Source organism: Sphingomonas jatrophae (genome assembly GCF_900113315.1).
Classification (GTDB): domain Bacteria; phylum Pseudomonadota; class Alphaproteobacteria; order Sphingomonadales; family Sphingomonadaceae; genus Sphingomonas_P; species Sphingomonas_P jatrophae.
On the sequence record NZ_FOZG01000003.1, the window covers coordinates 570,495 to 596,200 of the forward strand.

Genomic DNA, 25,706 nt, shown 5'->3' on the forward strand with positions numbered 1-25,706 from the left:
AGAGACGGCGAACAGCCGCTGAACGTAAATCCCCCGTTCATCAGAGTAGGTCGCACCACCATGACTGACACCAGCGCCGCAGGCGAAACGCTCGTTTCGCTCACCGCGGATATCATTGCCGCGCACGTCTCGCACAACGATGTCGGCGCGGGCGACCTGCCCGGCCTGATCCGGAGCGTCCATGCCGCGCTCGCGGGCCTCGGCAGCGCAGCCGCGCCTGCCGCCCCGGCCGAAGCACCGACCCCGGCCGTGCCCGTGCGTCAGTCGATCAAGCCCGATTACATCGTCTGCCTGGAAGACGGTAAGAAGCTGAAGATGCTGAAGCGCTATCTGATGACGCGCTACCAGCTGACGCCGGAGCAGTATCGCACCAAGTGGGGCCTGCCCGCCGATTACCCGATGGTCGCGCCCAACTATGCCGACCAGCGCCGCGATCTGGCCAAGCAGATCGGCCTCGGCACCCGCGGTCGCGGCCGGTAACGACCGAACCGGCGTCGACCATCGCAAGCGTGGTGGTCGGCGCTTTCGCTCCGATGCAAATGGCAGTAGGCGGAGCGCATGCAACGCAAGATCGATGTCGAGGCGCTCTGTCAGGAGAAGGGCCTCCGCGTGACCGATCAGCGCCGCGTTATCGCGCAGGTGCTGACCGAGGCGGAGGACCATCCCGACGTGGAGGCGCTGCACGCCCGCGCCTCCGCGATCGACCCCGGCATCTCCATCGCGACCGTTTATCGCACCGTCCGCCTGTTCGAGGAGGCGGGCATCCTTGAGCGGCACGATTTCGGCGACGGGCGCGCCCGGTACGAGGCTGCGGCGGAAGCGCATCACGATCACCTGATCGATGTGGAGACGGGCCGCGTGATCGAGTTCGTCGATGCCGAGCTGGAGGCGCTGCAGAAGCGTATCGCCGAGAAGCTGGGCTTCCGCCTCGTCGACCATCGCATGGAGCTTTACGGCGTCGCCGTCGACCGGCAGCGCTGAGCCGCTGCGTAGGCGGTTGAGGATCGCGCGGCGGCTGGCCGCGCTCGTGGCGGTGCTGCTGCCGTGCCTGGTGGGACATGGGCTGACGCGGCTGCTCGGCCGCCGCTCCCTCTGGCCGAAGCGCTTCCTTGCCCTTGCCGGACGTGCCTGCGGCGCCCGCGTCACGTTGGTCGGCACGCCATTGCCGCGCGATGTGCTGTTTGCCGCCAACCATCTCTCGTGGCTCGACATCCTGCTGATCGGCGGTGCGACGGGCGCGTCCTTCGTCTCCAAGGCGGAGGTGGCGAACTGGCCGGTGCTGGGGACGCTTGCGCGGCTGGGCGGGACGCTGTTCGTCAAGCGGGAGCGGCGGGGCGAGGCCGGGCGGCAGGCGGATGCGCTGGCAGCCGCCTTGCGCGCCGGCCGGCCGGTCGCGCTGTTCGCCGAGGGCCGCACGGGCAACGGCGTCGAGCTCATGCCGTTCAAGCCGACGCTGTTCGCTGCGGTTGCGGGGCAAGCCGGGCTCGCCGTGCAGCCGCTGCGCATCGATTACGGCGCGGAAACGCGCGCCATGGCGTGGCCGGAGGATGAGCCCGCCGGCGCCAATGCGTTGCGCGTGCTCGGGATGAAGGGACGGCGGCAGGCGGTGCTGCACTTCCTCGATCCCATCCCGACCGACAAGGTGCCCGACCGCAAGGCGCTGGCCGCACAGGCGCATGCCGCAGTCGACGCTGCCGCGCCGAACGGATAAGGCTGCGCCATGACTGCCGCTCCCAAATCCTTTCACGTCAAGTCGTTCGGCTGCCAGATGAACGTCTATGACGGCGCGCGCATGGCCGAATTGCTGGAGGCCGAGGGCCTGACCGCAAGCGCCGAGGCGGGCGCTGCCGATCTCGTCGTGCTCAACACCTGCCACATCCGCGAGAAGGCCGCGGAGAAGGTCTATTCGGACATTGGCCGGCTGCGGCGCGACGATGGCACGACGCCGATGATCGCGGTGGCGGGCTGCGTGGCGCAGGCCGAAGGTGCCGAGATCCCGAAGCGAGCGCCGTCGGTCGACATCGTCGTCGGCCCGCAGGCCTATCACCGGCTGCCGGCGCTGGTGGCAGAGGCGGCCCAAGGCCGCCGCGCGCTCGACACCGACATGCCCGCTGCCAGCAAGTTCGACGTGCTGCCGAAGCGGCGCCGGCAGGGGCCGACCGCCTTCCTGACGGTGCAGGAAGGGTGCGACAAATTCTGCACCTATTGCGTCGTGCCCTATACACGCGGCGCCGAGGTGAGCCGGCCCTTCACTGCGATCGTCGACGAGGCGCGTGCGCTGGTGGATGCAGGCGCGCGCGAGATCACCCTGCTCGGCCAGAACGTCAACGGCTGGCGGGACGATGCGGGCCGCGGGCTGGAGACGGTGATCGAGGCGCTGGCGGCGCTGCCCGGCCTCGCGCGCATCCGCTATACGACCAGCCACCCCAACGACATGACCGACGGGCTGATCGCGGCGCACCGCGACGTCGACAAGCTGATGCCCTTCCTCCATCTGCCGGTGCAGTCGGGCAGCGACCGCATCCTCAAGGCGATGAACCGCAGCCACGATGCCGCTTCCTATCTCCGCCTGCTGGAGCGGGTGCGTGCGGTACGGCCGGACATCGCGCTGTCGGGCGACTTCATCGTCGGCTTTCCCGGTGAGACGGAGGCGGACTTCGCCGCCACGCTGGCGATCGTTGCCGAGGTCGGCCACGCGCAGGCGTTCAGCTTCAAATACAGCCCGCGCCCCGGCACGCCCGCGGCGGGGCTGGCGGACGCGGTGCCGGCGGAGGTGATGGACGAGCGGTTGCAGCGATTGCAGGCGCTGCTCAACGCGCAGCAGCATGCGTTCAACCGCGCGACCGTCGGCCGCCACACCGAGGTGCTGATCGAGCGGCGCGGCAAGCTGCCTGGGCAGATGCTCGGCAAGTCGCCCTGGCTGCAATCGATTCACCTTGCGACCGATGCGCCGATCGGCGCGCTGGTGCCGGTGGAGATCGTCGCGGCCGGGCCGAACAGCGTCAGCGGGGTCGAGCGGGTGGCGGTGGCTGCCTGAACCACCTGCCGTGGTGCCGCTTGGCGCCTTTTCCTTTCTGCTGGCGTTCCTACCTTGCCGTCGTCAATCTGGCGTCGACTCGGCGACCCGCTGAAAGGACCGAATGAGCCGCAAGCCCGTCCCCGCCCGCGCCGGCGAGCGCGCCCGCCTCGAAGTGCTGTTCGACAAGCCGCAGCTGCTCGGGCGGCTGTTCGGCGAGTTCGACCAGAATCTGATCGCGATCGAGCAGCGGCTCGGCGTCTACATCTCGGCGCGCGGCAATCGCGTGGTGATCGAGGGCGAGGCCGAATCCGCGGCGCGCGCACGAGACGTGCTGACCGGGCTCTACAATCGCATCGCGCAGGGGCAGGATCTCGATGTCGGCGCGGTGGAGGGCGTGATCGCCATGTCGGCCGAGCCGACGCTGGACGGCATCATCCGCGCCGACGTGTCCGATCCGCCGCCGGCGATGATCCGCACGCGCAAGAAGACGATCGTGCCGCGATCGGGCACGCAGATCCGCTACATGGATGCGCTGGCGCGTTCGGACGTGATCTTCGCGCTCGGGCCTGCGGGCACGGGCAAGACCTATCTGGCGGTGGCGCAGGCCGTGCAGCAGCTGATCGGCGGCTCCGTCCAGCGGCTGATCCTGTCGCGGCCTGCGGTGGAGGCGGGCGAGAAGCTCGGCTTCCTGCCCGGCGACATGAAGGAGAAGGTCGATCCCTATCTCCGCCCGCTCTACGACGCGCTGCACGACATGCTGCCTGCCGAGCAGGTGGAGCGCCGCATCTCCTCCGGTGAGATCGAGATCGCGCCGCTGGCCTTCATGCGCGGCCGCACGCTGGCGGATGCGTTCATCATCCTCGACGAGGCGCAGAACACCACGCCCGCGCAGATGAAGATGTTCCTCACCCGCTTCGGCATGAACAGCCGCATGGTGGTGTGCGGCGATCCGAAGCAGGTCGACCTGCCGGGCGGCGTCGGAGCGTCGGGCCTCGCCGATGCGGTCAGGCGGCTGGAGGGCGTGGACGGGATCGACGTCGTCCGCTTCGATGCGAGCGACGTGGTGCGCCATCCGATCGTCGGCCGGATCGTCAAGGCCTATGAGGGCGAGGATGCTTGAGGTCGCCGCCTCGGTAGAGCCGGGCTGGTCCGAGGGCGTCGACTGGGAGGCGCTGGCGCAGCGCGCGGCCGAGGCGGCGCTGGCCCGCACGCCGCACGCGCAGCTGGCCACCTTGCCGACCGCGGTCGAGGTGTCGGTCCGCTTCGCGGACGATGCCGAGGTGCACGCGCTCAACCGCCAGTATCGCGGCAAGGACAAGCCGACCAACGTCCTGTCCTTTCCGATGGTGCAGCGTGACCTGCTCGATGCGGTGACCGAGAATAGCGACGATGGCGAGGTGCTGCTCGGCGACATGATCCTGGCAGCCGGCGTCTGTGCGGCGGAGGCGGCGGAGAAGGGCGTGCCGGTCGAGACACATGCGACGCACCTCGTCGTCCACGGCATGCTCCACCTGCTCGGCTACGATCATCTCGAAGACACCGAGGCGGACGACATGGAGGCGCTGGAGATTGCGGCACTGGCCGGTCTCGGCATCGACGATCCCTATCTGGTGAGGGAGGACTGAGCGACGACGCCGCGGCGGACGGCCCCGCCACGCTGATCGCCAGCCGCGTCGTCCGCGCGGACCGGACCGAGGCGTTCGAGGCGTGGGCGGCGAGGATCGACCAGGCGGCGGCGGAGGCGCCGGGCCATCTCGGCACGGTGCGGCTGGAACAGACGGGTGGCGTCGTCCACCTCCTCTACCGCTTCGAGGATGCCGCCGCGCTCGAGCGGTGGGAAGCGTCGGACCGGTATCGAGCACTTCAGGCCGAAGGCGACGAACTGGCCGTACCGCGGCGCGTGACGGGGACCGGCACCAGCGTCCGCTTCGCGCTGCCCGGCGAGGCCGATGCCGCCAACTGGAAGAAGTGGCTGCTGACCTGGATCGCGGTGTTCCCGCTGCTGGTGGCGTTCAACACGGGCCTGCGCGCCCTGCCGGTCGAGCTGCCGCTGATCGTCCAGCTCGCGCTCACGTCTCTGGTGGTAACGGCGACGCTGACATGGGTGATCCTGCCGCGCGTGACCCGCTGGGCCAAGCCGTGGATCCTGTCCGAAGATGGCGAGGCCCGCACGCCCGGATGATCCGCCTCGGCGCTCCGGTGGACGAAGCACCTCCCCTCCCCTACATTGCCGCGCAACAGGGACGGCAATACGAGCATCATGCCCGACGATTCCAGTACCGACAGCGGCGGCCGCCTCTGGAACGGCCTCCGCAACCTCCTGTTCGGCGGCGAGGCCGAACCGACTCTGCGCGACCAGATCGAGGAGGCGATCGAGGAGCATGAGGGGGATGCTCCGGCCAAGGGCGACCTTTCCCCGGTCGAGCGGCAGATGCTGCGCAACCTGCTCCATTTCGGCGAGCGGACGGTGGGCGACATCGGCGTGCCCCGCGGCGAGATCATCGCCGTGCCGGAGACGATCGCCTTCCCGGACCTGGTCGCCGCCTTCCACGAGGCGGGGCACAGCCGCCTGCCCGTCTATCGCGGCGATCTCGACCATGTGATCGGCATGATCCACGTCAAGGACGTGTTCGCCATCCTCGCCGCGGGCGCCGCGCCTCCGGCGGATCTCGCCGCGCTGATCCGCCAGCCGCGCTACGTGCCCGAGTCGATGGGCGTGCTCGATCTGCTGGCCGAGATGCGCGCCAGCCGGACGCACCTGGCGATCGTGCTCGACGAATATTCGGGCACCGAAGGCTTGGTGACGATCGAGGACCTTGTCGAGGAGATCGTCGGCGAGATCGAGGACGAGCATGACGAGGAAGCGCAGGCGCTGCTCGTGCCGATCGAGGGCGGCGCGTGGGATGCGGATGCGCGCGCCGAGCTGACCGACGTTGCCGAGACGATCGATGCGCGGCTGGCCGACGTCGAGGAAGATGTCGACACGCTGGGCGGCCTCTCCTCGGTGCTCGCGGGCCATGTGCCGCAGCCGGGCGAGATCGTGACGCACGCGAGCGGGTGGCGGCTGGAGGTGACCGAGGGCGATGCCCGCCGCGTGACACGGCTGCGGCTGCATCCGCCTGTCCCGGAGCCGCTGGACGAACGCGACTAGGAACGACCGGGTGGTGCCATGCCACCTTTTCGCCATCGGAACGTTTCGGCGCGCATGAAGCGCATCCTTCGCCTGCTCGGCATCCTCCTCGTCCTGCTGCTGATCGCGGGAGGCGCGATCTGGCTGTTCGGGCGTGAAAAGGCGGATGTCCCTTATGCCGAGGTGGTCGGGCCCAAGCCGCGCATCACCGATCCGAAAAGGGCATGGGTGCCGACGCTCAACATCGCGCCCGCGGTCGGCTGGAAAGCGGGCGAGGCGCCGACGCCTGCGGCAGGGCTGACGGTCAACGCCTTCGCCGCCGGGCTGGACCACCCGCGCTGGATGCTGGCGCTGCCGAACGGCGACATCATGGTGGCGGAGAGCGATGCGCCCGAGCGGCCGAAGGGCAGCGAGCAGGGCTTCAGCATTCGCAACATGGTGCAGAGCGTGGTGATGCGCCGCGCCGGATCGCACCGCCCCTCGGCCGACCGCCTGACGCTGCTGCGCGATGCGGACGGCGACGGCGTGGCGGAGGCGCGCTCCGTTTTCCTCACCGGGCTGAAATCGCCCTTCGGCATGGCGCTGGTGGGCGACCGGCTGTACATTGCCAATGCGGACGCGCTGGTGAGCGTCTCTTATCGCCCGGGGATGACCAAGGCCGCGGACAAGCCGGTCAAGCTGGTCGACCTGCCGGCCGGCATCAACCATCACTGGACCAAGAACGTCGTCGCCTCGGCCGATGGCAGCAAGCTCTACGTGACCGTCGGCTCGAACAGCAATGTCGCTGAGAAGGGCATGGAGATCGAGAAGGACCGCGCCGCCATCTGGGAGGTGGATCGCGCCACGGGCAAGCACCGCATCTACGCCTACGGCCTGCGCAACCCGAACGGCATGGCGTGGGAGCCGGTGACCAAGCAGCTGTGGACGGTCGTGAACGAGCGGGACGAGCTCGGCTCCGACATCGTGCCCGATTACCTGACCGCGGTGCAGTTCGGCGGCTTCTACGGCTGGCCGTGGTATTATTGGGGCGGCTATATCGACAAGCGCGTGCCGGCGGACACGCAGGAGCTGCAGCAATATGTGATCCGGCCCGATTATGCGCTCGGGCCGCATACCGCCTCGCTCGGCCTCGCCTTTGCGAACGGCACGAAACTGGGTCCGCGCTTCGCCAGCGGCGCCTTTATCGGGCAGCACGGATCGTGGAACCGGAAGCCCAAGTCCGGCTACAAGGTCATCTTCGTGCCCTTCGCCAAGGGCCGGCCAATCGGCCAGCCGGTAGACGTGCTGACCGGCTTCCTCGATGCCGACGAGGATGCCCGCGGCCGGCCGGTCGGCGTCATCGCCGATCGCACCGGCGCTCTGCTGGTGGCGGACGACGCGGGCAACCGCATCTGGCGGGTGAGCGCCGCCACGCAGGCGGCGAGCCGCTAGAGCAGCCCGCCGCCCGCCAAATTAGCGGCCGAGCAGCAGCCGCGCCTGGTTCGAGATCTGCGCCAGCATCGCGGCGCTGACCTGCGGCGCGGCGCGCGCGCGGTCGATCAACGCACGGAACTGGCCGATGCGGGCGGCATGCGCCTCGATCCAGCGCTCGACCATGCCGGGCATGTCGCCGTCGGCATGGACCGCGAGGAAGTCGAGTCGCACCTGCTCCAGATCGCGCGCCACGCCTGCCGCCAGCAGCCGCTCCCACGGATCGACCGCGGTGAAGCGGACCGCCGCGGACTTCGCCCAGTCGAGCGCCAGCGCCTCGCCCAGCCGGACATAGGCACGGGTTGCGACCACGGCATCCGCCCCCGCCCGCGCGGCGAGCCCGGCAATGCCGGCCGCACCGTCCATCTCGTCCAGCCGGACGATGCGGTTGACCAGCTCCGGCGGCGCACCCAGCCCGGCGAGCCGCTGGCGCAGCACATCGGCCTGTGCCCGCGCCTCGTCGCGCAGCAGCGCCTCCGCCTCACGGTCGAGCGCGGCGATGCCTTCGCCCAGCCGGGCTGCGATCTCGCCCGGACGCGCCAGATCCGACGCGGCGCGCAGCAGGTCCGCCATGTGCAGCCGCACCGTCGCCTGTGCCGCCTCGAACAGGTCGAGCTTCGCGGCCTCGCCCACCTGGGCCGTCTCGATCGCGGTCCACAGCGCCTCCAGCCCGAAGACCAGATCGGCGGCGGCATAAGCCGCGGCGACCTGCGCCAGGCTGACGCCCTCCTCCTCCGCCAGCAGCAGCGGCGCGGTGAGGCCGATCCGGTTGACCACGCGGTTGGCCAATTCGGTCGCGACGATCGGCCCGCGCAGGCGATGCGCGTCGATCGCCTCGGCGAACCGCTCCTGCATCTGCCGCGGGAAGGCGGCGTGTAGCAGCGGGCGCAGCGCCGGGTCCTCACCCATGTCGGTCGTCTCGATCGCAGCCTGCAGCGCGAGCTTCACGTGGCTGAGCACGATCGCCAGTTCGGGCCGGGTCAGCCCCTGCCCGTCCTGCACGCGGCGCGACAGCTCCTCGTTGCTGCCAAGGCCGTCCACCGCACGGTCGATCCGGCCGGCTGCCTCCAGCATGTCCACCGCACGCAGCACCGCGGGCAGACCCGCCGCACCGCCGCGCTCGGCCAGGCTGAGGGCCAGCGTCTGGAGGCGGTTATCCTCCAGCACCAGCGCGGCGACCTCGTCGGTCATCTCGCGCAGCAGCACGTTGCGATCTTCATAAGACAGCCGCCCCGCCGCCATCTCGGCATTGAGCGCGATCTTGATGTTCACCTCATTGTCCGAACAATCGACGCCCGCCGAATTGTCGATGAAGTCGGTGTTCAGCCGCCCGCCGTTCAGCGCGAAGGCGATGCGCCCGGCCTGCGTGACGCCGAGGTTCGCACCCTCGCCGATCGCGGTCGCGCGCACCGCGTCGCCGGTGATGCGGTGGGCATCGTTGGCGGGATCGCCCACCTCGGCATTGCCCTCGCTTTTGGCCTTCACATAGGTGCCGATGCCGCCGAACCACAGCAGATCGGCCGGCGCCTTGAGGATGGCGGCGATCAGCGAGGACGGATCGAACGTGCCGGGCTCCACGCCCAGAGCGCGCGCCGCCTCGACCGACAGCGGGATCGCCTTCTGCGTGCGGGGGAAGATGCCGCCGCCCGCCGAGATCAGCTTCGCGTCATAATCCGCCCAGGAGGAGCGCGGCAGGTTGAACAGCCGCTCACGCTCCGCCCAGCTGCTCGCGGGATCGGGGTCGGGATCGAGGAAGATGTGCCGATGGTCGAACGCGGCGACCAGCTTCAGCGCCTTGGACAGGAGCATGCCGTTGCCGAACACGTCGCCCGACATGTCGCCGCAGCCGACCACGGTGATGCTGTCGCTCTGCACGTCCACCCCGCGCTCGGCGAAGTGGCGCTGGACGGAGACCCACGCGCCGCGCGCGGTGATCGCCATCGCCTTGTGATCATAGCCCTGCGATCCGCCGCTGGCAAAGGCGTCGCCCAGCCAGAAGCCGCGTTCCAGCGCGAGCGCGTTGGCGACGTCGGAGAAGCTGGCCGTGCCCTTGTCCGCCGCGACGACGAAATAGGGATCCTCGCCGTCGCGCACCGTCACACCCTCGGGATGGACGACGCGGCCCTCGACGATGTTGTCGGTGACAGAGAGAAGCGAGCGGATGAAGATGCGATAGCTCTCGGTGCCCTCCGCCATCCAGGCGTCGCGATCGGACACGCTCGGCAGCGCCTTGGGGTAGAAGCCGCCTTTCGCGCCGGTCGGCACGATCACCGCATTCTTCACCACCTGCGCCTTCATCAGGCCGAGGATCTCGGTGCGGAAATCGTCACGCCGGTCGGACCAGCGCAGGCCGCCGCGAGCGATCGGGCCGGAGCGCAGGTGGATGCCCTCGACACGCGGGCTGTAGACCCAGATTTCGCGCCACGGCACGGGCGCGGGGAGGCCCGGCACCAGCTTCGAATCCAGCTTGAACGCCAGCGCTTCGGCACGGGCGGGCGAGAAGGCGTTGGTCCGGAGCGTCGCCTGCACGACCGCCCGGATGCGGCGCAGAATGCGATCGTCGTCGATGCCGGATACCTGCGCCAGCGCCGCGTCGATCGCCGCATTGGCGCCCGCCGCGCGCTCGTCCGAGGCGTTGGCATCGTGCAGCGCACAGAACAGGTCGATGATCCCGCGCGCGGCGGCGGGCGCACGGCGGAGCGCCTCGACGACGGTGGCGAGACCGTAAGCAAGGCCCGTCTGGCGGAGGTAGCGGAACCAGGCGCGGAACAGCACCACCGCCTGCGGATCGAGCCCGACGGCGACGATCAGGCGGTTGAACTCGTCATTTTCCGCGCGGCCCTCCAGCACCGCGGCCAGCGCCTGCTCGGTCGTCTCGGCGCGCGCCATCAGCGCGTCGACGGTTGCCGGGCTGTCCACCTCCAGCAGGAAATCGTGGATCGTGCCCAGCCGCCCGCCCTCGAGTGCGGTGGCGTTCTCGGCAAGCACGCGGAAGCCGAAATTCTCGAGCACCGGCACCGCATCGGACAGCGCGATCAACCCGCCCTGGCGGTAGGTCTTGAGCCGCAGCGCCACGCCGCCCGCTTCGCCCCGCACCAGCCGCGTGGCGCGCGCGCCCTCGTCGTTCAGCGCAGCGATGCGCAGCACGTCGTCGGCCGCCTCCGCCGGATCGTAGCGGTTGCGATAATTGACCGGGAAGGCGCCGGCATATTGCAGCGCCAGCCGCGCGCCGCGCGTCGCGCCGACCATCGGCACCAAGGCGGCCTCGACCGCGGGCGCCCAGCCGCGCAGCATCTCGCTCAGCTGCCGATCGAGCACCGCCATGTCGGGTGCTGCCGCGTCGGGCGACGCACGCAGCTGATACCGGATCAGCGCCAGCCCGGCATCGTCCAGCTCCAGCGACCAGCCGACCAGCACGCCCTGCGCCGCCTGCGCGATCATCTCACCGATGGCGACGCGGCGGGCAGTCGAGAGGTCGTCGCGCGGCAGCCAGACGAAGGCGAACAGGTGCCGCCGGAGCGGACCGTGGACCAGCACCAGCTTCGGCCGCGGCCGATCCGCCAGCGACATGGCGGTGAGTGCGAGCAGCTCCAGCGCCGGCCGATCGAAGGCGACAAGCAGATCGTGCGGCAGTGCCGAGAGGACGTGGCGCAGCGCCTTGCCGGCATGGCCGGTCGGGGCGAAGCCGTATCGCTCCTCCAGCGCCGCCAGCCGCGCGCGCAGCACCGGCACCTTGTCCGATGCAGTGCGCAGCGCAGCGGAGGTCCACAGGCCGGCATGGATGGACAGGCCCGTGATCCCGCTGCCGTCGCGCACGGGGACGATCAGCAGATCGATCGGCACGCGGCGATGCACCGTCGCATCGACATCGCCCTTGAGGATCAGCGGCGCCTCGCCACCGGCTGCAAACCATGCGCGCGCGCCCGAAAGCGTCTCCGCCGTCCAGATGCCGCAATCGCCGCTGCTCAGCACGCCGAGGCCGTGCTGGATCGCATCGCCCTCCCCCACCTGGGCATGACCAAGCAGCGTGAAATGGCGCTCAAGGAACCAGCGGAGCAGCGCCGCGCCTTCACCGTCGGGCAGACGAGCGGCATCCTCGCGCAGGGCGGTCTGCATGTGCGGCCAGTCGCCGACGGCGCGGCGCACATCTTCCAGGACGGAGGCCAGCGCGCCTTCAAGGTCGCGTCGCAGCCGCGCGTCGGCACGCTCCACCTCAAGGTAGATCAGCGATTCTCGCCGTGCCCCGGCATCGTCGGCAGGCAGCAGCTCGATCAGGCGGCCCTCTTCATCGCGACGGACGGCGAGAACAGGGTGAAGCAACCGCTCGATCGCAAGACCATGCGCACCGATCGCCGCGGCGACCGAATCGACGAGGAAGGGCATGTCGTCATTGACGACGGCGATGCGCATGCGGCGCCGGCCGCCCTCGCCTTCGGTGCCGCCCACGCGGATCGCCGGGGTGCCGGGCTGGCGCACCGACGCCGCCTCCGCGACGAACGCTGCGGCGGCATCGCGCTCGGCCGGGTCGAAGCCGGCAACCTCACCGGGCAGGGCGCCCGCGGTCAGCGCCGCGGCAAAGGCGGATTCAAGTTCGGACTGCGAAAGGGGATTGGCCATGACTCTCGTACTGCTCCGTCCGCTCCTGAGGCGAGGGCGGTCTGCTGCCGCCCGTCAGCCGATGGGGCGGGCCTATGCGCCCGCCATGGCAACGGGGCAAGCGGTGCCGGGGGAGCCTGTCGTTCAGTCCCGCGCGGCGTAGCGCAGCGCGCGCTCGACCAGCCCGGAATCGTCGGTGACGCCGAGGATGGCGACCTCCCCCGGCCCGGCACGGCGGCCGAGCAGCAGCACGAACTCCGGCTCGACCGAGAAGGCGAGCGTGGCCGCAGCCGGCGTCTCGCGCAGCCGCTCGCGCGGGTCGGGCCGCGCCGCGGCCGGGCGTCGTGCGGCACGCTCCGCGGCGACAATCGCCTTCAGCCCGCCGGAGAACCGGTCGAGGAACCGCGTCATGCCATCCGGCTGCACGGCATGGCGGCGCGCATGCGCCAGCACCGCGGCATATTCGGCCAGCCGCGTCTTGTCGCAGGCGGCACCGAAAACCAGTTTCGCGATCGGCGTCATCGGCGCGCGTGCCTGCGCCTTGAGGCCGGCATCCTCGAGCAGTTCGGCATAGGCCTCCGGTGCATCCTCGGTGGCGCAGGCGAAGGCATAGGCATGGCAGATGGCGCGGTAGAGCGCGGCGCGGGAGCGGAGATCCGAACTCGCCGCCGTCGACGCGCTTTCACGGGCGAGCGCGAGTGCATCTGCGAGATCGCTTTCGTCCCCCACCTCCACGGCCGGCGAGGACGGGCTGGCGAAAGAGCGGCTGGGACCATCCGCCCACGAGGGCGCCACGGCGGGCGTGGGCGCAGGCACCAGAGCCTCCGCGCGCAGCGCCGCCATCGCCCGATCGGCAGCGGCGACGATATCGGCGGTCAGAGCGGCGTCGGCCAGCTCCTTCCAGTTGATGACGCCGTAGATGTAATCGATCGTCTCGCCGTCCGACGAGAAGGGCATCAGGATGCCGCGATAGAGCGCGCTGTTGCCGCGAACGTTGACGAATTCCGCCTCGAACCCGATCGGCGCGCGGTTGGCGATGATCTGCAGGAAGTGGTCGGTCAGCCGCGAGACGAGCGAGCGGCCGGGCACGTCGGCAAGCGTCCGCACATCCGCGCCAAGCTCACCCTCTTCACGAAGCGCCCGGCCAAGCCACGCAATGCGCGGATTTGATTCGTCCGCCGTGAAATCGAGCAGCACGCTGTTTGGCCCGAAATCGCCGATGCTGGCGGGATCGAGATCGTCGATCGACGGAAATGCCCGCCCTCCCAGCAGCGAAACCCAGAAGTTGTAGGCGCGGACATGCATCCGCCGCTCATCGGTCCCGATTGCGGGCGGCGGATCGGCAAGCGCCTCGTCGGCCGCGCCGCCCTGCTGACTATCCTGTGTGCGCACGCGCCTCTCGCCCCTCGGGTCTGTCGATCAGGATCGACGATGCGCCACCCATGGTTGACGAACCGTAAAGCGCCAGGAGGCTTGCGCCCCTCCCAACCCGCTGATAAAGGCCCGCGCTCCGGTCGGCCGCCTTAGCTCAGCTGGTAGAGCATCGCATTCGTAATGCGGGGGTCACAGGTTCGAGTCCTGTAGGCGGCACCATTCGACGGCAGCTAAGCTCTTGATTTCTTGGCGGAGTTCCCTCCCGCTTGAGATCGCGTTCCCTCACCGGAACCCACCCTTCTGATCGGAATGGCTGTAGCTGGCGGCGAGGCGGGCGAGATCGACAAACATGCGCCGGGCTTCAAGTCGCGACACAGCCTTCTCCATCATGAGCGCTCGCGGCGCGAAGCCGCGTCCCATTTGATAGGGCCCTCAACCAAGGTGGTAGTCGCAGCCAACCTAAGCGGGGCCTAGATGACGCGGGCTTGTTAGAACCCGACCCTGTTTAACGGACGGCATTTCTTGCCTTTGTTTCAAGGGGTTATGCAAGTTTTACCCTTTAGAGATACGGTCGTATCTTTAACGGCATGCGCGCCATCTCTACCAACGACATCCAAGCTCGGATCAGCCGGGATAACCCATGGTGGTCCGATCCAGCCTAAGAACCCCCGGAGGCCGAGTACCCTCGGCGCACCTACTTCGCGCCTTTCGCAGAGCTCGCTCTCGATCGAAGCGTCAGACGGGCTACGATCCTTCTTGGGCCGCGCCGGGTTGGCAAAACCGTGATGATCAAGCAACTGGTGCATGAGGCTCGTCAAGGAGGCTGGAGCCCGAAGCGCATTCTCTATGCGAGCATCGACACTCCGGTTTACTCCGGAACGTCTCTGGAGGAGTTTCTCTCTCTGCTGCCGAACAGTGAGCCAGGGCCGGCACTGATCGTTTTCGATGAAATCCAATATCTTAAAGGCTGGGAGTCGCACCTTAAGGATCTGGTCGACACATATCCGACCGTCAAGTTCGTTGCTACGGGCTCAGCGGCAGCGGCGCTTCGCCTCAAAAGCCAAGAATCAGGGGCGGGTCGGTTCTCCGACTTCATGCTCCCTCCGCTAACGTTCCACGAATTCCTACAGTTTATAGGCAAGGACGAAGAACTAGTTGGCTACGATGGTCACGAGTATTCCATTCGTGATCTAGGCGCCCTAAACTCATCCATTATCGATTAACTTAATTACGGCGGGTACCCAGAAGCGGTCCTTAACAAGACCGTTCGCGCCAACCCCGATCAGTTCGTTCGGTCAGATATCATTGATAAGGTTCTACTTAAGGATCTCCCCGCCTTGTACGGGATTAGCGAGATTCAAGAACTCAATAAGCTTTTTACTTTTCTAGCATACAACACCGGAAATGAGGCGAGCCTAGAAAACATCTCTAAAGAGTCTGGTTTAGCTAAGCCCACAATTAAAAAGTATATAGAATATCTTGAGTTGGCATTTTTGATAATTAAGGTTTCAAATGTCGATCAGAACTGCAGAAGCATGACGCGTGAGCGTAATTTCAAGATCTATTTAAATAATCCGTCTATGCGCGCAGCTTTGTTTAGCCCTGTTTCAGCTGAAAACAGCAACTTGCTCGGGCATTTGGCAGAAAGTGCTATCTTCTCACAGTGGCAGCATTCCCCTGGAACCACAACTCTCCGGTACGCGCGATGGAAGAACGAAGGAGAGGTGGATATTGTCAATCTCATGCCCGGCCAACAGCGGCCGCAATGGGCAGTTGAGATAAAGTGGTCTGACCGGGCTGCAGGGAAATCGTCTGAGATAAAGGGACTGCTCTCGTTTTGCCGCTTGCACGGACTTAGCAATGCAAGCTGCACAACAAAAACGGTTCGACGATCAGAGCTTGTCAACAATGTTGCGCTAAATTTCGTTCCAACTGCGTTGTACTGCTATATGGTAGGGCGAAATATTACATCTTTCGTTACTGACCCAGCTAACGCTAAACTTCTACGGCCAGCAGAGTTCTTTTCCTACGCAGAGGAAAGCGACGGCCAAGCAGATGAGGAGCCAGAGTTCGCGTTCGACCAGGATGCTATGGAATAGTAGTGTGCTTAGTCCGATCGACACTTTCGTGATGATGGGCCCGCCTCACGCATCCACCATCGCATCCACCAGCGCCCACATCAGCACCGTCCGCGGCACCGGTACGCGGACCAATACATAGCCGGGGTTCTGTGCCCGGCGCTGGCGGTCAGCGACTATCGTCCGATTCCAGCACTCGCAGCTTCGCGCCCGTCCCGCTGCTCGCAATCGACTCGCGCAAAACAAGCAGGGTCGCGCCGGGCTGCAGCGCTTCGGCGAGACGAGAGCGAAAGCCCTCCGGCAGATGAACTCGCCCGCGCTCCGCTTCTGACACCTCCCCGTCGGTGAACGGCTGCCCAGGAAGCGCAAGCCGAAGCCAGTGCACGCCAGCCTCATCGATGCTGCCAAGCGTGTAAGCGGAAGTCTGATCCACCGGCTCGTCGATCCGGACTTCACTGGAACCGATCTCCACTCCATCGCGCAGGACGATAATCCGCTTGTCCTTCGCGCTGATCAGGACGGAGATCGGCCCATTTGGCGCACGCTCAGGCCGCCAATGATATGCGGTCGGGCTGGCGTGCCGATCCTCCAGTGGCGCAAGCAACGGGCCCGTGGGTGCAATCTCAGGTACGTTCGGCTGATCAGTGATGACGACCGTCAGGCCAAGCTGAGTGACGCCGAACAGGGCCCTCGCGAAGGCGAGCGGCAGCCGAACGCAGCCATGACTTGCCGGGTAGCCCGGAAGGTTGCCCGCGTGCAGCGCGATTCCGTCCCATGTCAGCCGCTGCATGAACGGCATCGGCGCGCTGGAATAAAGGTTGGATTTGTGGTCCTTCGCCTTCTGGAGGATCGTAAAGACGCCCGTCGGCGTCTCATGCCCCGGTTTGCCGGTTGAGACAGTGGTGACGCCGATCGGTATACCGTTCCGGTAAACGTATGCTCGCTGGGCCGCGAGGCTGACGATGACGATCACCGGCCCGGCTGGCGCCACCTGCGGCGCCCAGAACGATTCGCCAGGTTTTAGCTGCTCCATGCGCTTCCCGGTGGGCGCCGGCACGGCAGCTACGACGGCGACACAAGGCTGAAAGGCCACTTCGGCAGCCACGGCGATCAAGAGCAATCGGTTCATGCGCCGACGCAACTCAGGGAGGACGTGGGTGTCAATAGGCCGGCACCGGCGCTGACAGGATCATAGCCTCGGCGATCGCCACCAGCAGCACGGACCGAGGCACAGGGACATTCGCCGTGACATAGCCAACGTTCTGCGCGCGGCGTGTGCCATATCGCTTGATCCAGTCTCGCCCGTTTAGACGCCAAGCGCGCTGGAGCGGTACCACGGGTAGCAGGTAGCAGACACCACTCGGCGCATAGGCATAGGCAATGAAGTCGCAGGCGAGCGGCTTCTGCACCCAGCCAGGGACCCGCCGTGACTCGTCACTCCACTGCTCCAAGAGGATGTCCGGCCACTCCTCGGCCCTCACCTTCTCGTCGACCGTGAAGGTCCGCCCGCACGCTAGCGTCAGCACCCGGTCCACGCCGGCCCGCTGCGCCCAACCATCCTGCCGCACCGCCACGGCTGATCGGAGCCGCGGGAAGGCGCGGCGATAGGTATCCATCCACCAGTCGCTGTCTGCATGCGCCTCGGACATGGCGAGGCTGTCACGAAAGCGGTGCACGCGCGGCGAACGCGGTAAACCCGCCGCTCGCTTGTCGCGGGCGACGGGCTGCTGGTGCCGGGATTGGTGGCGCTGGGTGGCTAGTCGTAGACGCTCTCCCGATCGTGGCCGTCCTCGTTGTCCTCGTCGAATTGTTCGAGGTCCGGATCGCCGTCGATCTCGTCCATGCGGTCGATCATCCGCTGGGTGAGCTGTGCGAGCGTGGACCGCGGCAGCGACGGGATCGCCGACAACATAGACTCGGGTGAGGGCAGGTGAGCGGGGCGCACCCATCGGCGTCTTCGAAGCCGTCTCCACCCCCAATGCGGTGCACGCAGCGGCGGCGCTGTATAGGCCAGGCTAGCCACGTCAGGCCCCCATGGCCGCTAAGGCGTCCAGATCGCGCGCAGGGGCGTCGATATAGTCGCCGCTCATCTCGAACCCTTCGGCGCGCTCCTCGGCTAGCCGCAGCTTGTAGATGACCGCATGCAGGTCCGGCGCCGCCGTCAGCATGATGAGGCTGTCGGCGGCTTCGCAATACGCGTCCACAGAGGCATCCATCTCTTCGTGCCCGCTGCCGAGCGCATCGGAGAGGGCGCGGAGTCGCTGGTAATCGGCAAGCGCATCCGCCCACCCGATCGGTGTTTCCATCGGAGAGCCGGGCGTCATTGCACCAGCTCCCCAGCCTGCCGTGCTTCTATCGCGCTCTTGAGGGCTTCCTGCCGCTCCGGATGGCCGACGATCTGCCGCATGGTCAGGGCGAGGTCGTCGGCGCTGCACTCGCTGACGAGGAAGCACAGCTTTCGGCCGGACATCAGGACGTAGCTGCCACCAACGGGGGCGAAGGCGTCAAGCCAAAGCGAGGGGTCGAACGCGGCGCCAGCGTCGTGGCTGATCAGGGTCGCCATGGCTCAGCCCTCCCCCACGCTGGAACTCGAACCGGCCACACCAGTCGGCCGTATGGGTGACCGGCCAGCAGGACGCCTGCGCGAGCGGGATCGTGCCCATGTGCATCTCGACCTGCTCGTTGTAGTCGGGGCGTGGCATGACCGCTCGCGCTACGCTGTCGATCAGGCGGGGCGGCTCACGCCGGCAGTCGCCGAACGCCCAGCTGTCATCGTTCGGGTCCGCTGTCGCGGGATCGACCGACCAGAAGCGGCAGCGCTGGCAATGGTCCGTCACCTGAGGTGCGTTGAGACGACCGCTCATGATTGCGCCTCCCCATTCGACCGGCGCAAGTCGGCGAGAACCCAGCTCACCTCGCCCACACCGCCGTTCGCCAGAATGATCTCCAGCTTGCGCGAGACGGCGGCGATGTTCGGCGCAGCGGTCCTGTAAATCCGCTGCAAGGCGTCGTCGTCAGCGTTCATAGTTTCGGGCACTGCCGCCTGCACCTCAGCCTCAGGATGGGCAGTCGGAAGCCTCAAGTCGACAGCATTCTGGAGGTCCAGTGCGGCATTGTAACGCGCACGTGCCGCATCGAAGTCGTGCAGTGCCGCTTCCCACTCGTCAGAGTTGGGGCGGGCAGCGGGAAGGCTCGCCGCGGCGGCAGCGATCGGCGCGAGCAGCGCGGAGCCGAGCAGGGCGCGGCGGCTGGTTGCGGCGTTCATGCCTGCGCCTCCATGCGGACGGCATCGGCGGCTGCCTCCCTTGCCCGCTGGTCCTCGGGTGCCAGATAGCCCATGTCGACAAGCTTCGGCATGCCCAGCAGGCCAGCGGCCTCCTCGACGACGGGCCACGCCATTTCTTCCGAAACTTCGTGACCTACTGCCGTCATCTGGAGCAGCACCAGCATCTTGATCGCGGCGCCCTCGGCGGTGGCGGCAGGCGTGCGCACGACGAGGTTCTCGGCAGCGGCCGCCCAGCCAACCAGATCGTCGGCCTGTCCGTCCGTTAGCGAGGAGTCGTGGTTGACGGTGGTCACAGCCTCATGGCGCGGGACTAGGAAGTCGCGGTGCGGATCGACCGCAACAGGAGCGGAGAGGAGGACGGCCATCACGCCGCCTCCCGAACGCGTTGCGCAGCGACGATCTCGTTTGCATCATCGACCAGCCGCTTTGCTTTGTTGGCGAGCTCCATCGCGCCGTAGAGCGCGGATGAGGGCGCGGTGCCGAGTTGGTCGTTGCGATGGTCGATGTAGTCGGAGACCATCAGCAGGACGGCTTCGATCTGCTCCAACAGGCAGGAGACGTCATCCAGTTGCCCCCGGCTGTTCGCGGGTGCGTTCGTGTCCGCCATTGCTCAGCCCTGCCGCGCCAGCAGGCAGCCGTTGCCGACGTGCCGCGTGAACAGGTGCGTCGTCGCGTCCGACGCGATCACCGCCTCGATTGCGCGCTGCTGGCGCTCGCTGCTGCTGCGATGCAGGCCGGCGAGGCTGCGGGCGTAGGCGCCCGGGTTGCCGGTGCGCAGGTGCACGCGGGCATTGTCCACGCCCGACTGGCAGGACTTGGTCAGCGAGATCGCACGCGTGGGGTTGGCCGGGCGCATGCCAGCGGTACAGTCGTTATAGCCTATCACCTCATCACAGGTGTTGCGGTCAGAGCCGGGGTTAAGGTTGGCGCTTTGCTCCGGTTCGCATTTGTGGTATCCCTAAACGATGAAGCCGTCAATTAGTGCTGGCACAAAGAAGAGAGGCCGTCCGGTGACGACTGGAAAGGGCCAGCAGATCGGTGTTCGCCTCCTGCCGGACACCCTCCAGCCGCTCGACGAATGGATTGAGGATCAGCCCGAGCCCAAGCCGTCGCGGCCCGAGGCGATCAGGCGCCTAACCCGGAAAGCTCTCGGGCTAGACGCCTGACATTTCACCCGGCCAGCGACGCCGGAAAGCTCTCCTCGATCGCGTCGTCGATCTGCGACCAATCGAGATAGCGGTCGAACAGCGCGTCGGCGAGAACGTCGCGACTCGTCAGGAGGAACCGCTGACGATCGACATAACCACCATCACCGCCCTGCAAGCTGATGGGCTTGGCGTAACCGCAATCGCTGAACGGCTCGGCATCTCGCGGGCGAGCGTCTATTGTTTGCTTAGATCATGCGTGACTTCAACAAAGCCGGCTGCGCCTTGATCACAGCGTTAGCCTTTGCGCCTCACAGCTAAGTTCATCCTCCGGAAGATGGGGCTCGGCACATGTACTAGTATCAACATAATCAGTCGCCACAGTGGCTTGACGTATATGGTCTGCTTCGCAGAGCGGTGTGCTCGGTATACGGCATCAGCAACTTGCTTGGGTTGAGCTGTAAGCCAGGGGTTAAGCGAAAGTCCCTCTGACATTCTGGTAATTACGGGTCCAGGCTTCACTGTAATTACGTTTATTCCTTTACCTATGAGCCGATCCGAAAGTCCGGCCAAGAAGGTTGCGAAGCCTGCCTTAGCGCTTCCATAAACATAGTTTGCGGCGCGCCCCCGATCACCGGCAACCGAGCCTATTCCAATGATCGTGCCGCGACCGCGTTTCTCGAACGCCTCGGCGGCCATCAACAAAACCGGTACCAAGCCAGTGAAGTTTACCCGCATAATCGTTTCAGCGAGAGAAAAGTCGTACTGCGCAGCAGCCGGATCACCCCCGCCGCCGATAGCACAGAGAACAGCGTCCGGGCAGCATGGTAGCTTGTCCCAAAACTCGCCATGATTCTGTGTCTGAGCCGCGTCAAAAACAAACGAGGCGAAAGCATTCTGATCTCGGCCTGCCCTTAGCGCCAAATCTCGTGCGATCGACTCGGTTGCGTCTAAGTCCCTCCCAGCGAGCAGCAACTCCCAACCTTGCTGACAGAACTTCGCGGCAACGGCTCGTGCAATATCCGAAGTCGCCCCTAGTATGAGCATAACAGGCATCTACAAGCCTCTCTTCCGAAGTATCAATAGAGCTGCAGGCGCATGGACTGCAACGATCGAAATCGATTATCTGGGTCCCACTTTCGTTTTACGGCGAGAAAGTTCTCAACTTTGTCACCGTAACCGCGACGGACACTCTTCGGTTCAAGGCAAACGTCTTTGGAGAGATAATGCCGGCCGCCGTAGTCAAGAACTATTGAGTCTAGCTCTCGAAAAAGAGTGAACATCTTTCGGCTGACCCGAAAGTCTATTCCAAGATTATAGCCCCGCTGTGGGAAGGAGATATTTTCTGGATGCTGCGGTTGGGGCCCGAACAGTTTCAAAACGGAAATCAGAGAGCCCAATCCACTATCAACTATACGGCGAAAAATAGAGCGGAACGCTTCATGTGCTAAAAAGGGCACCGTAAACTGATACGTAACGTGACTTCCACCGAACAGACGAAGATCTAGGGATTGGATCGGTGAATGAAAGGCTTCAGCGCATATCAGCCTTCCGGACGATCCTCGCAAACCTTTCAATGTGTACAGCATATTGATTGATTGCGTCAAAACGCGAGAGTCTATTGTAGCAACAGGCACGAACGCAGGCACTCGGAAGCTTTTGCTTCCTTGCTTCGAAGCCCGGCTTCGACTCGCGGCTCCCTCGAAAGCGTGCGCATCTACCGGCTCGCCACACATAACATAACCTCGCCCCATTGAGCTACCGTCAGCATGTGGGTCAATCCAAGCAACCAGATAGGGGTAGGAGTATAGCTCTGCGCACAAGTCCAAGGTTTGTGACAGACATCGAGTTTTGAACCCAGTTTCTTTGATCCAAGCGCCGCACACCCGAACCAGCTGGACGGCACCTGCCAGTATCAACCCGGTTAATCCCATCCCGCCGCACGTGGCGTGGAACAGTTCGGCCTCTTGAGTTGGGGAGCAGCGGACTATTCCCTGCGCTGCGGTGAGGACATCCAGCCATAGAACATGGCGATCAAACGAACCAGACGTGTGATGATTCTTACCATGAACGTCCGAAGCGATCGCTCCGCCCAGCGTGATCTGGTTTGTACCTGGCACAGTCGAAAGAGACCAGCCACGCGGTACGAACGCGGCCGCTATATCGGCGAGAATAACTCCAGCCTCAGCAACGAGGATGCCGGTTGCAGCGTCGAAGGAGACAAATCGATTGAGGTTGCGCGTAGATACGATGTGCGCGTCGTTGAGCGCTCCATCGCTAATGCTAAGACCTGCCCCTCGTGCAATACAGTTATCAAATGCGCAGACGGCGTCCTCAGCGCTGATTCGGGATGCCGGAAATACGACTTCAGTGTCTATAAAAGGATAGTTACCAGGATTACTAAGTCTCTGCACGCTTAGAGACACGTCTCATTATCACACCAGCACAGAAGCAGAACGCGCCCAGCCTGTGCGTGTGTCATATCGCAAGAAGTTCCTTCACAACGTGTTAGTGGCAGAGCGCCCCGTATGCCGCAACCCAAATGGCCGCACCGGGCATCGTTCCTGATTGTCGGATCGGCACGTGCGATGACCATCTGCGCTCTGCACACCCGCTTTCCTACACGTTCCCACTGTGTTCTCATCCCGCCAGGGGTGCGAACCTCAGACCGAAGGCGATAGGGCAGTTCGCTTGGCGCGACGCAGACGTGGGCGTGGGCGTGGGCGTGGGCGTGGGCGTGGGCGTGGAATGCCTGCGCTGCGGGCTGGTGACGGTCTATTGCGACTTCGCGGCTGCGAGGTGCTTCATCGAGCGCGGGTTGCTCGCCGCTGACAATGCGATCAAGCTGTTCTCTTGCCCAAGCGGAAGCGGGTACCTGCACTCAACCTGTCGCCATGTTGATGCGCTCTGAGCGTTCTTCCGAAGGTTTGACGCGGCTGAGTCGGAGATGAAGCATGGAGCGACACCGATCCTCCCGCTCCGCCAAGTCAGTCAATTTGCCTTAAGTCGGCGCTAGAACTAAACTCCCGTAGAATCAGGGAGAATAAGAGTGGCCCAGGCGATCAGCAGCCTTGTCAGCGGGCGCCCCTCGGACGCCATCTTCAGCGCGGACGGTCAAAGCCTATTCGTCGCTCAAGGCAACACGATCAGCCGTTATGATGTGGCGAGCGGCACGGTCACTGCCAGCTACTCGGCAGGCACGTCGCTCGGCGGCCTCAGCGCCTCTGCCGAGGGCCGCTACGTTGTCGCGGTCGATCTCGATAATCCGTTCAGCGATTCTTATTACACCGTCCGCGCGCACACCTTCGATCTGACGGCGGGCAGCGTCGCCACCGCTTCCTACGAATCCTTCCGGGAGGCGACCCGCGCCGGCTACGTCCGCAATTTCGACGACAGTCTCGTGCTGACCGGCGATCGGGCGCTGGTCACCGGCTCCAATGCCGGCCCGGGCTTCGGCCAGAAGATCCTCAATCTCGATTTCGCGACCAACACGCTGGTGACGACGAACATGCTGTCCGGGGTCAACATCGTCGTGTCGTCCGTCGACGGTGCGGTCTCCTTCATCAGCGCGTCGAATCGCTCGGGCGGCACCGCGCTGTCCGTCCTTGATGCGGCTGGCACGATCACCGCATCGCTGACCCTATACGGCGGTCAGGCCGCAGCGGTTTCCGGGACCGCCGGCAAGGCGCTGGTGGCCGCTTATGACTCGCTTACCGTCTACGATCTGTCGCTCAACGCGGTCATCGATCTGTCGGCAGCGCATAGCGAGTGGCGCGCGTCTATCCCGGGTGCGGCTTTCTCACCCGATGGGCGGACGCTCTACCTGCTCGATGCCAGCGACGACACGGTGGTGGCGCTGTCCACCGCCGATTGGAGCATCGTGTCGGAGTTCGCGGTGGGCGCGCCGATCACGTCCTCCAACGATGGTTCGCAGCGCGCGTTCGGCGATCGTCTGACGATCAGTGCGGACGGACAGCATCTGAGCATCATCGCCGACGATCGGCTGGTGCTGGTCGATCTCACCGACGCGCCGGCACCGATAGCCAATCTCTACGGCGATGCCGGCAACAACGACCTTACCGCCACGGCGGCCACGCCCAACGTCTTCGGCCTTACTGGCAACGATATCATGCGCGATGGCGAGATCGCCGCCAGGCTGCACGGCGGCCTGGGCGACGACACATATTATCTCACGAACGCCGGCACCGTAATCGATGAGAGCGACGGCGGCGCGAACGATCGCGACACCGCCTATGTCAGCCAGTCCGGCGCTACGCTGATGGCGGGCGTCGAAGTGCTCGCCTTCGTGCAGGGGGCGAGCGGGACGCTCAATACCGGGGAGCGGGAGGGCGTGCTGATCGGCGCTAACGGCGACGACGTGTTGAACGGCGCGGGCCGGGATGACTCGCTCATCGGAGGCGGCGGCAATGATCGCCTGTTCGGCAATGCGGGCAATGATTACCTCACAGGCAGTTCGGGCAATGATCTGCTCGATGGCGGCGATGGCTTCGACGTGGCGATCATCAACGCTACGTCCGGATCGGGCACGCTGACCTATGGCGAAGGCGGCAGCTTGATCGTCACCACCGGCGACGGAGTCGATACGCTGCGCGGGATTGAGCGGATTCAGTTCGTCGACGGCTGGCTCTCGCTTGCCAACATCCAGGCAATCAACGGCCTGTACGTGGAGCTGGGCGGCCGCCCGGCGAACCTTGGCGAGTTGATGTTCTGGTCGCAGCGGCTCGACAGCGGCCGTCCGCTCAACGAAGTGCGGATCGCCATCCTCGACGATCCGCTCGGCCGCGATCATGGCGTCGCTACGATCACCACGCTCTACCAGGATTTTGGCGGCCGCAGCCCCAGCGCGGCCGAACTCGATTTCTGGTCCGGCCAGATCCGCGACGGGTCGAGCTACGCCAACGTCCGCGCCGCGATCATCGACGATCCGCTCGGCCGCGACCACACCACCGAGGTGGTGACCGCGCTCTACAACGAATATGGCGGCCGCGATCCGAACGCCGCCGAGCTCCAGGTGTGGCAGACCAACGTCCGTGGCGGCGCGACCTATGCCGATGTGCGCGTCGCGATCATGAACGATCCGCTCGGCCTCGATCACAGCGGGGCGACGCTGGGCACGCTCTACCAGGAATATTTCGGCCGCGCGCCTGCCAACGGCGAAGTCGCCGTCTGGCAGGATCTGCTGCGCCACGGCGCCGATTACGGCAGCGCCATCGATGCGCTGATGAGAGACGCAGGCAGCGCCGCCATCGTCGATCGCCTCACCGGCACCGCCCAGGCCGACACGTTCGATTTCGGCACCGATCCGGGCCACGCCACCGTTGCCGGCTTCCAGCCCGGCATCGACAAGCTTGATCTCGACCGGGCAGGTTATGACGGCGTGAACCCGCTCGACATGGACCATGCCCGCGAGGTGCTCGCGCTAGACGGCAGCACCGACGTACTGCTCACCTTCGGTGCGCACGACACCATCCTGCTCTACGACGTGTCGCTGCATCAGCTCGCCGCGTCCGACTTCATGGTCTGACGCGCCCGTTGAAACGCCGTGACGCGACCACCATCAGCTGCGACGGGAAGCCCGACGCCCTCC

General features: G+C 65.9%; 27 protein-coding genes and 1 tRNA gene. 13 read left to right on the forward strand and 15 right to left on the reverse strand.

The genetic code is table 11. The features are described 5' to 3' along the window. Positions 1 to 60: 60 nt before the first annotated feature. The 9 genes from BM360_RS18250 (at position 61) to BM360_RS18290 (ending at position 7,580) form a co-directional block, all read left to right on the forward strand. Positions 61 to 480: a Ros/MucR family transcriptional regulator gene (locus BM360_RS18250; RefSeq protein WP_093316978.1), complete on the forward strand. Its 420-nt coding sequence runs from the start codon at positions 61 to 63 to the stop codon at positions 478 to 480. A gap of 78 nt (positions 481 to 558) precedes the next feature. Next, the gene (locus BM360_RS18255; RefSeq protein WP_093316981.1) at positions 559 to 981 is read left to right on the forward strand and encodes a Fur family transcriptional regulator; all 423 of its coding nucleotides are present in this window, start codon (positions 559 to 561) and stop codon (positions 979 to 981) included. Positions 982 to 997: 16 nt separating this feature from the next. Continuing rightward, complete coding sequence (locus BM360_RS18260; RefSeq protein ID WP_242653563.1) at positions 998 to 1,711, forward strand: lysophospholipid acyltransferase family protein; 714 nt, start codon at positions 998 to 1,000, stop codon at positions 1,709 to 1,711. Positions 1,712 to 1,720: 9 nt separating this feature from the next. Continuing rightward, positions 1,721 to 3,037 carry a tRNA (N6-isopentenyl adenosine(37)-C2)-methylthiotransferase MiaB gene (gene miaB / locus BM360_RS18265; RefSeq protein WP_093316985.1) on the forward strand — a complete coding sequence of 439 codons (1,317 nt, stop codon included), beginning with the start codon at positions 1,721 to 1,723 and terminating at the stop codon, positions 3,035 to 3,037. 103 nt (positions 3,038 to 3,140) lie between these two features. After that, on the forward strand, positions 3,141 to 4,139 hold the full coding sequence (locus BM360_RS18270; protein WP_093316988.1) for a PhoH family protein: 999 nt from the start codon (positions 3,141 to 3,143) through the stop codon (positions 4,137 to 4,139). Beyond that, on the forward strand, positions 4,132 to 4,644 hold the full coding sequence (gene ybeY / locus BM360_RS18275; RefSeq protein ID WP_093316990.1) for an rRNA maturation RNase YbeY: 513 nt from the start codon (positions 4,132 to 4,134) through the stop codon (positions 4,642 to 4,644). Before BM360_RS18270 ends, ybeY begins: the two co-directional genes overlap by 8 nt. Positions 4,645 to 4,679: 35 nt before the next feature. Then, positions 4,680 to 5,201: an antibiotic biosynthesis monooxygenase gene (locus tag BM360_RS18280; protein ID WP_278247478.1), complete on the forward strand. Its 522-nt coding sequence runs from the start codon at positions 4,680 to 4,682 to the stop codon at positions 5,199 to 5,201. 78 nt (positions 5,202 to 5,279) lie between these two features. Continuing rightward, positions 5,280 to 6,170 (forward strand): hemolysin family protein, encoded by an 891-nt coding sequence (locus BM360_RS18285; RefSeq protein WP_093316994.1) that lies wholly within the window; start codon positions 5,280 to 5,282, stop codon positions 6,168 to 6,170. A gap of 54 nt (positions 6,171 to 6,224) precedes the next feature. Next, on the forward strand, positions 6,225 to 7,580 hold the full coding sequence (locus BM360_RS18290) for a PQQ-dependent sugar dehydrogenase (RefSeq protein WP_093316997.1): 1,356 nt from the start codon (positions 6,225 to 6,227) through the stop codon (positions 7,578 to 7,580). A 21-nt stretch (positions 7,581 to 7,601) separates the two neighbouring features. On the opposite strand, the gene BM360_RS18295 is transcribed toward BM360_RS18290, so the two are convergent. After that, entirely contained in the window at positions 7,602 to 12,236 is a 4,635-nt protein-coding gene (locus BM360_RS18295) for an NAD-glutamate dehydrogenase domain-containing protein (protein WP_093317001.1), read from the reverse strand. A 123-nt stretch (positions 12,237 to 12,359) separates the two neighbouring features. Further along, complete coding sequence (locus tag BM360_RS18300) at positions 12,360 to 13,607, reverse strand: PAS domain-containing protein (RefSeq protein ID WP_093317003.1); 1,248 nt, start codon at positions 13,605 to 13,607, stop codon at positions 12,360 to 12,362. Between the two features lie 125 nt (positions 13,608 to 13,732). Between BM360_RS18300 and BM360_RS18305 the strand changes: the two genes are divergently transcribed. The 3 genes from BM360_RS18305 (at position 13,733) to BM360_RS19815 (ending at position 15,688) form a co-directional block, all read left to right on the forward strand. Then, a tRNA-Thr gene (locus tag BM360_RS18305) sits at positions 13,733 to 13,808 on the forward strand. 530 nt (positions 13,809 to 14,338) lie between these two features. Beyond that, on the forward strand, positions 14,339 to 14,812 hold the full coding sequence (locus tag BM360_RS19810) for an ATP-binding protein (protein WP_207544654.1): 474 nt from the start codon (positions 14,339 to 14,341) through the stop codon (positions 14,810 to 14,812). Between the two features lie 81 nt (positions 14,813 to 14,893). Continuing rightward, positions 14,894 to 15,688, forward strand: a complete 795-nt coding sequence (locus tag BM360_RS19815; protein ID WP_278247479.1) for an ATP-binding protein — start codon at positions 14,894 to 14,896, stop codon at positions 15,686 to 15,688. A 148-nt stretch (positions 15,689 to 15,836) separates the two neighbouring features. Here the strand turns inward: BM360_RS19815 and BM360_RS18315 are convergent, their stop codons facing one another. From BM360_RS18315 to BM360_RS18365, 13 genes are all read right to left on the reverse strand, one after another. After that, on the reverse strand, positions 15,837 to 16,796 hold the full coding sequence (locus BM360_RS18315; RefSeq protein ID WP_093317006.1) for a L,D-transpeptidase: 960 nt from the start codon (positions 16,794 to 16,796) through the stop codon (positions 15,837 to 15,839). Between the two features lie 31 nt (positions 16,797 to 16,827). Next, complete coding sequence (locus BM360_RS18320; protein ID WP_242653565.1) at positions 16,828 to 17,316, reverse strand: hypothetical protein; 489 nt, start codon at positions 17,314 to 17,316, stop codon at positions 16,828 to 16,830. 107 nt (positions 17,317 to 17,423) lie between these two features. Beyond that, the gene (locus tag BM360_RS19705) at positions 17,424 to 17,579 is read right to left on the reverse strand and encodes a hypothetical protein (RefSeq protein WP_165611367.1); all 156 of its coding nucleotides are present in this window, start codon (positions 17,577 to 17,579) and stop codon (positions 17,424 to 17,426) included. Between the two features lie 112 nt (positions 17,580 to 17,691). Further along, positions 17,692 to 17,973, reverse strand: a complete 282-nt coding sequence (locus BM360_RS18325) for a hypothetical protein (protein ID WP_093317009.1) — start codon at positions 17,971 to 17,973, stop codon at positions 17,692 to 17,694. Positions 17,974 to 17,987: 14 nt separating this feature from the next. Beyond that, positions 17,988 to 18,230 carry a hypothetical protein gene (locus BM360_RS18330; RefSeq protein WP_093317012.1) on the reverse strand — a complete coding sequence of 81 codons (243 nt, stop codon included), beginning with the start codon at positions 18,228 to 18,230 and terminating at the stop codon, positions 17,988 to 17,990. Continuing rightward, positions 18,172 to 18,531 carry a hypothetical protein gene (locus BM360_RS19400; RefSeq protein WP_131819300.1) on the reverse strand — a complete coding sequence of 120 codons (360 nt, stop codon included), beginning with the start codon at positions 18,529 to 18,531 and terminating at the stop codon, positions 18,172 to 18,174. The genes BM360_RS18330 and BM360_RS19400 overlap by 59 nt, the downstream gene beginning before the upstream one ends. After that, entirely contained in the window at positions 18,528 to 18,932 is a 405-nt protein-coding gene (locus tag BM360_RS19710) for a hypothetical protein (protein WP_093317015.1), read from the reverse strand. The genes BM360_RS19400 and BM360_RS19710 overlap by 4 nt, the downstream gene beginning before the upstream one ends. Beyond that, positions 18,929 to 19,318 carry a hypothetical protein gene (locus BM360_RS19715; protein WP_093317017.1) on the reverse strand — a complete coding sequence of 130 codons (390 nt, stop codon included), beginning with the start codon at positions 19,316 to 19,318 and terminating at the stop codon, positions 18,929 to 18,931. Before BM360_RS19715 ends, BM360_RS19710 begins: the two co-directional genes overlap by 4 nt. Further along, on the reverse strand, positions 19,318 to 19,560 hold the full coding sequence (locus tag BM360_RS18345; RefSeq protein ID WP_093317020.1) for a hypothetical protein: 243 nt from the start codon (positions 19,558 to 19,560) through the stop codon (positions 19,318 to 19,320). Before BM360_RS18345 ends, BM360_RS19715 begins: the two co-directional genes overlap by 1 nt. A 3-nt stretch (positions 19,561 to 19,563) precedes the next feature. Further along, positions 19,564 to 19,809, reverse strand: coding sequence for a hypothetical protein (locus tag BM360_RS18350; RefSeq protein WP_093317023.1), 246 nt, complete (start codon positions 19,807 to 19,809; stop codon positions 19,564 to 19,566). A gap of 314 nt (positions 19,810 to 20,123) precedes the next feature. Further along, positions 20,124 to 20,276: a hypothetical protein gene (locus BM360_RS19720; RefSeq protein ID WP_165611368.1), complete on the reverse strand. Its 153-nt coding sequence runs from the start codon at positions 20,274 to 20,276 to the stop codon at positions 20,124 to 20,126. Positions 20,277 to 20,395: 119 nt separating this feature from the next. Beyond that, entirely contained in the window at positions 20,396 to 21,154 is a 759-nt protein-coding gene (locus BM360_RS20150; protein ID WP_093317029.1) for an SDR family oxidoreductase, read from the reverse strand. A 23-nt stretch (positions 21,155 to 21,177) separates the two neighbouring features. Continuing rightward, a complete protein-coding gene (locus BM360_RS18365; protein WP_093317032.1) occupies positions 21,178 to 22,524 on the reverse strand; it encodes an FAD-binding oxidoreductase in 1,347 nt (448 codons plus the stop codon). 623 nt (positions 22,525 to 23,147) lie between these two features. Here BM360_RS18365 and BM360_RS18375 point away from each other — a divergent pair. Beyond that, entirely contained in the window at positions 23,148 to 25,643 is a 2,496-nt protein-coding gene (locus BM360_RS18375; RefSeq protein WP_093317038.1) for a calcium-binding protein, read from the forward strand. Positions 25,644 to 25,706: the final 63 nt, after the last annotated feature.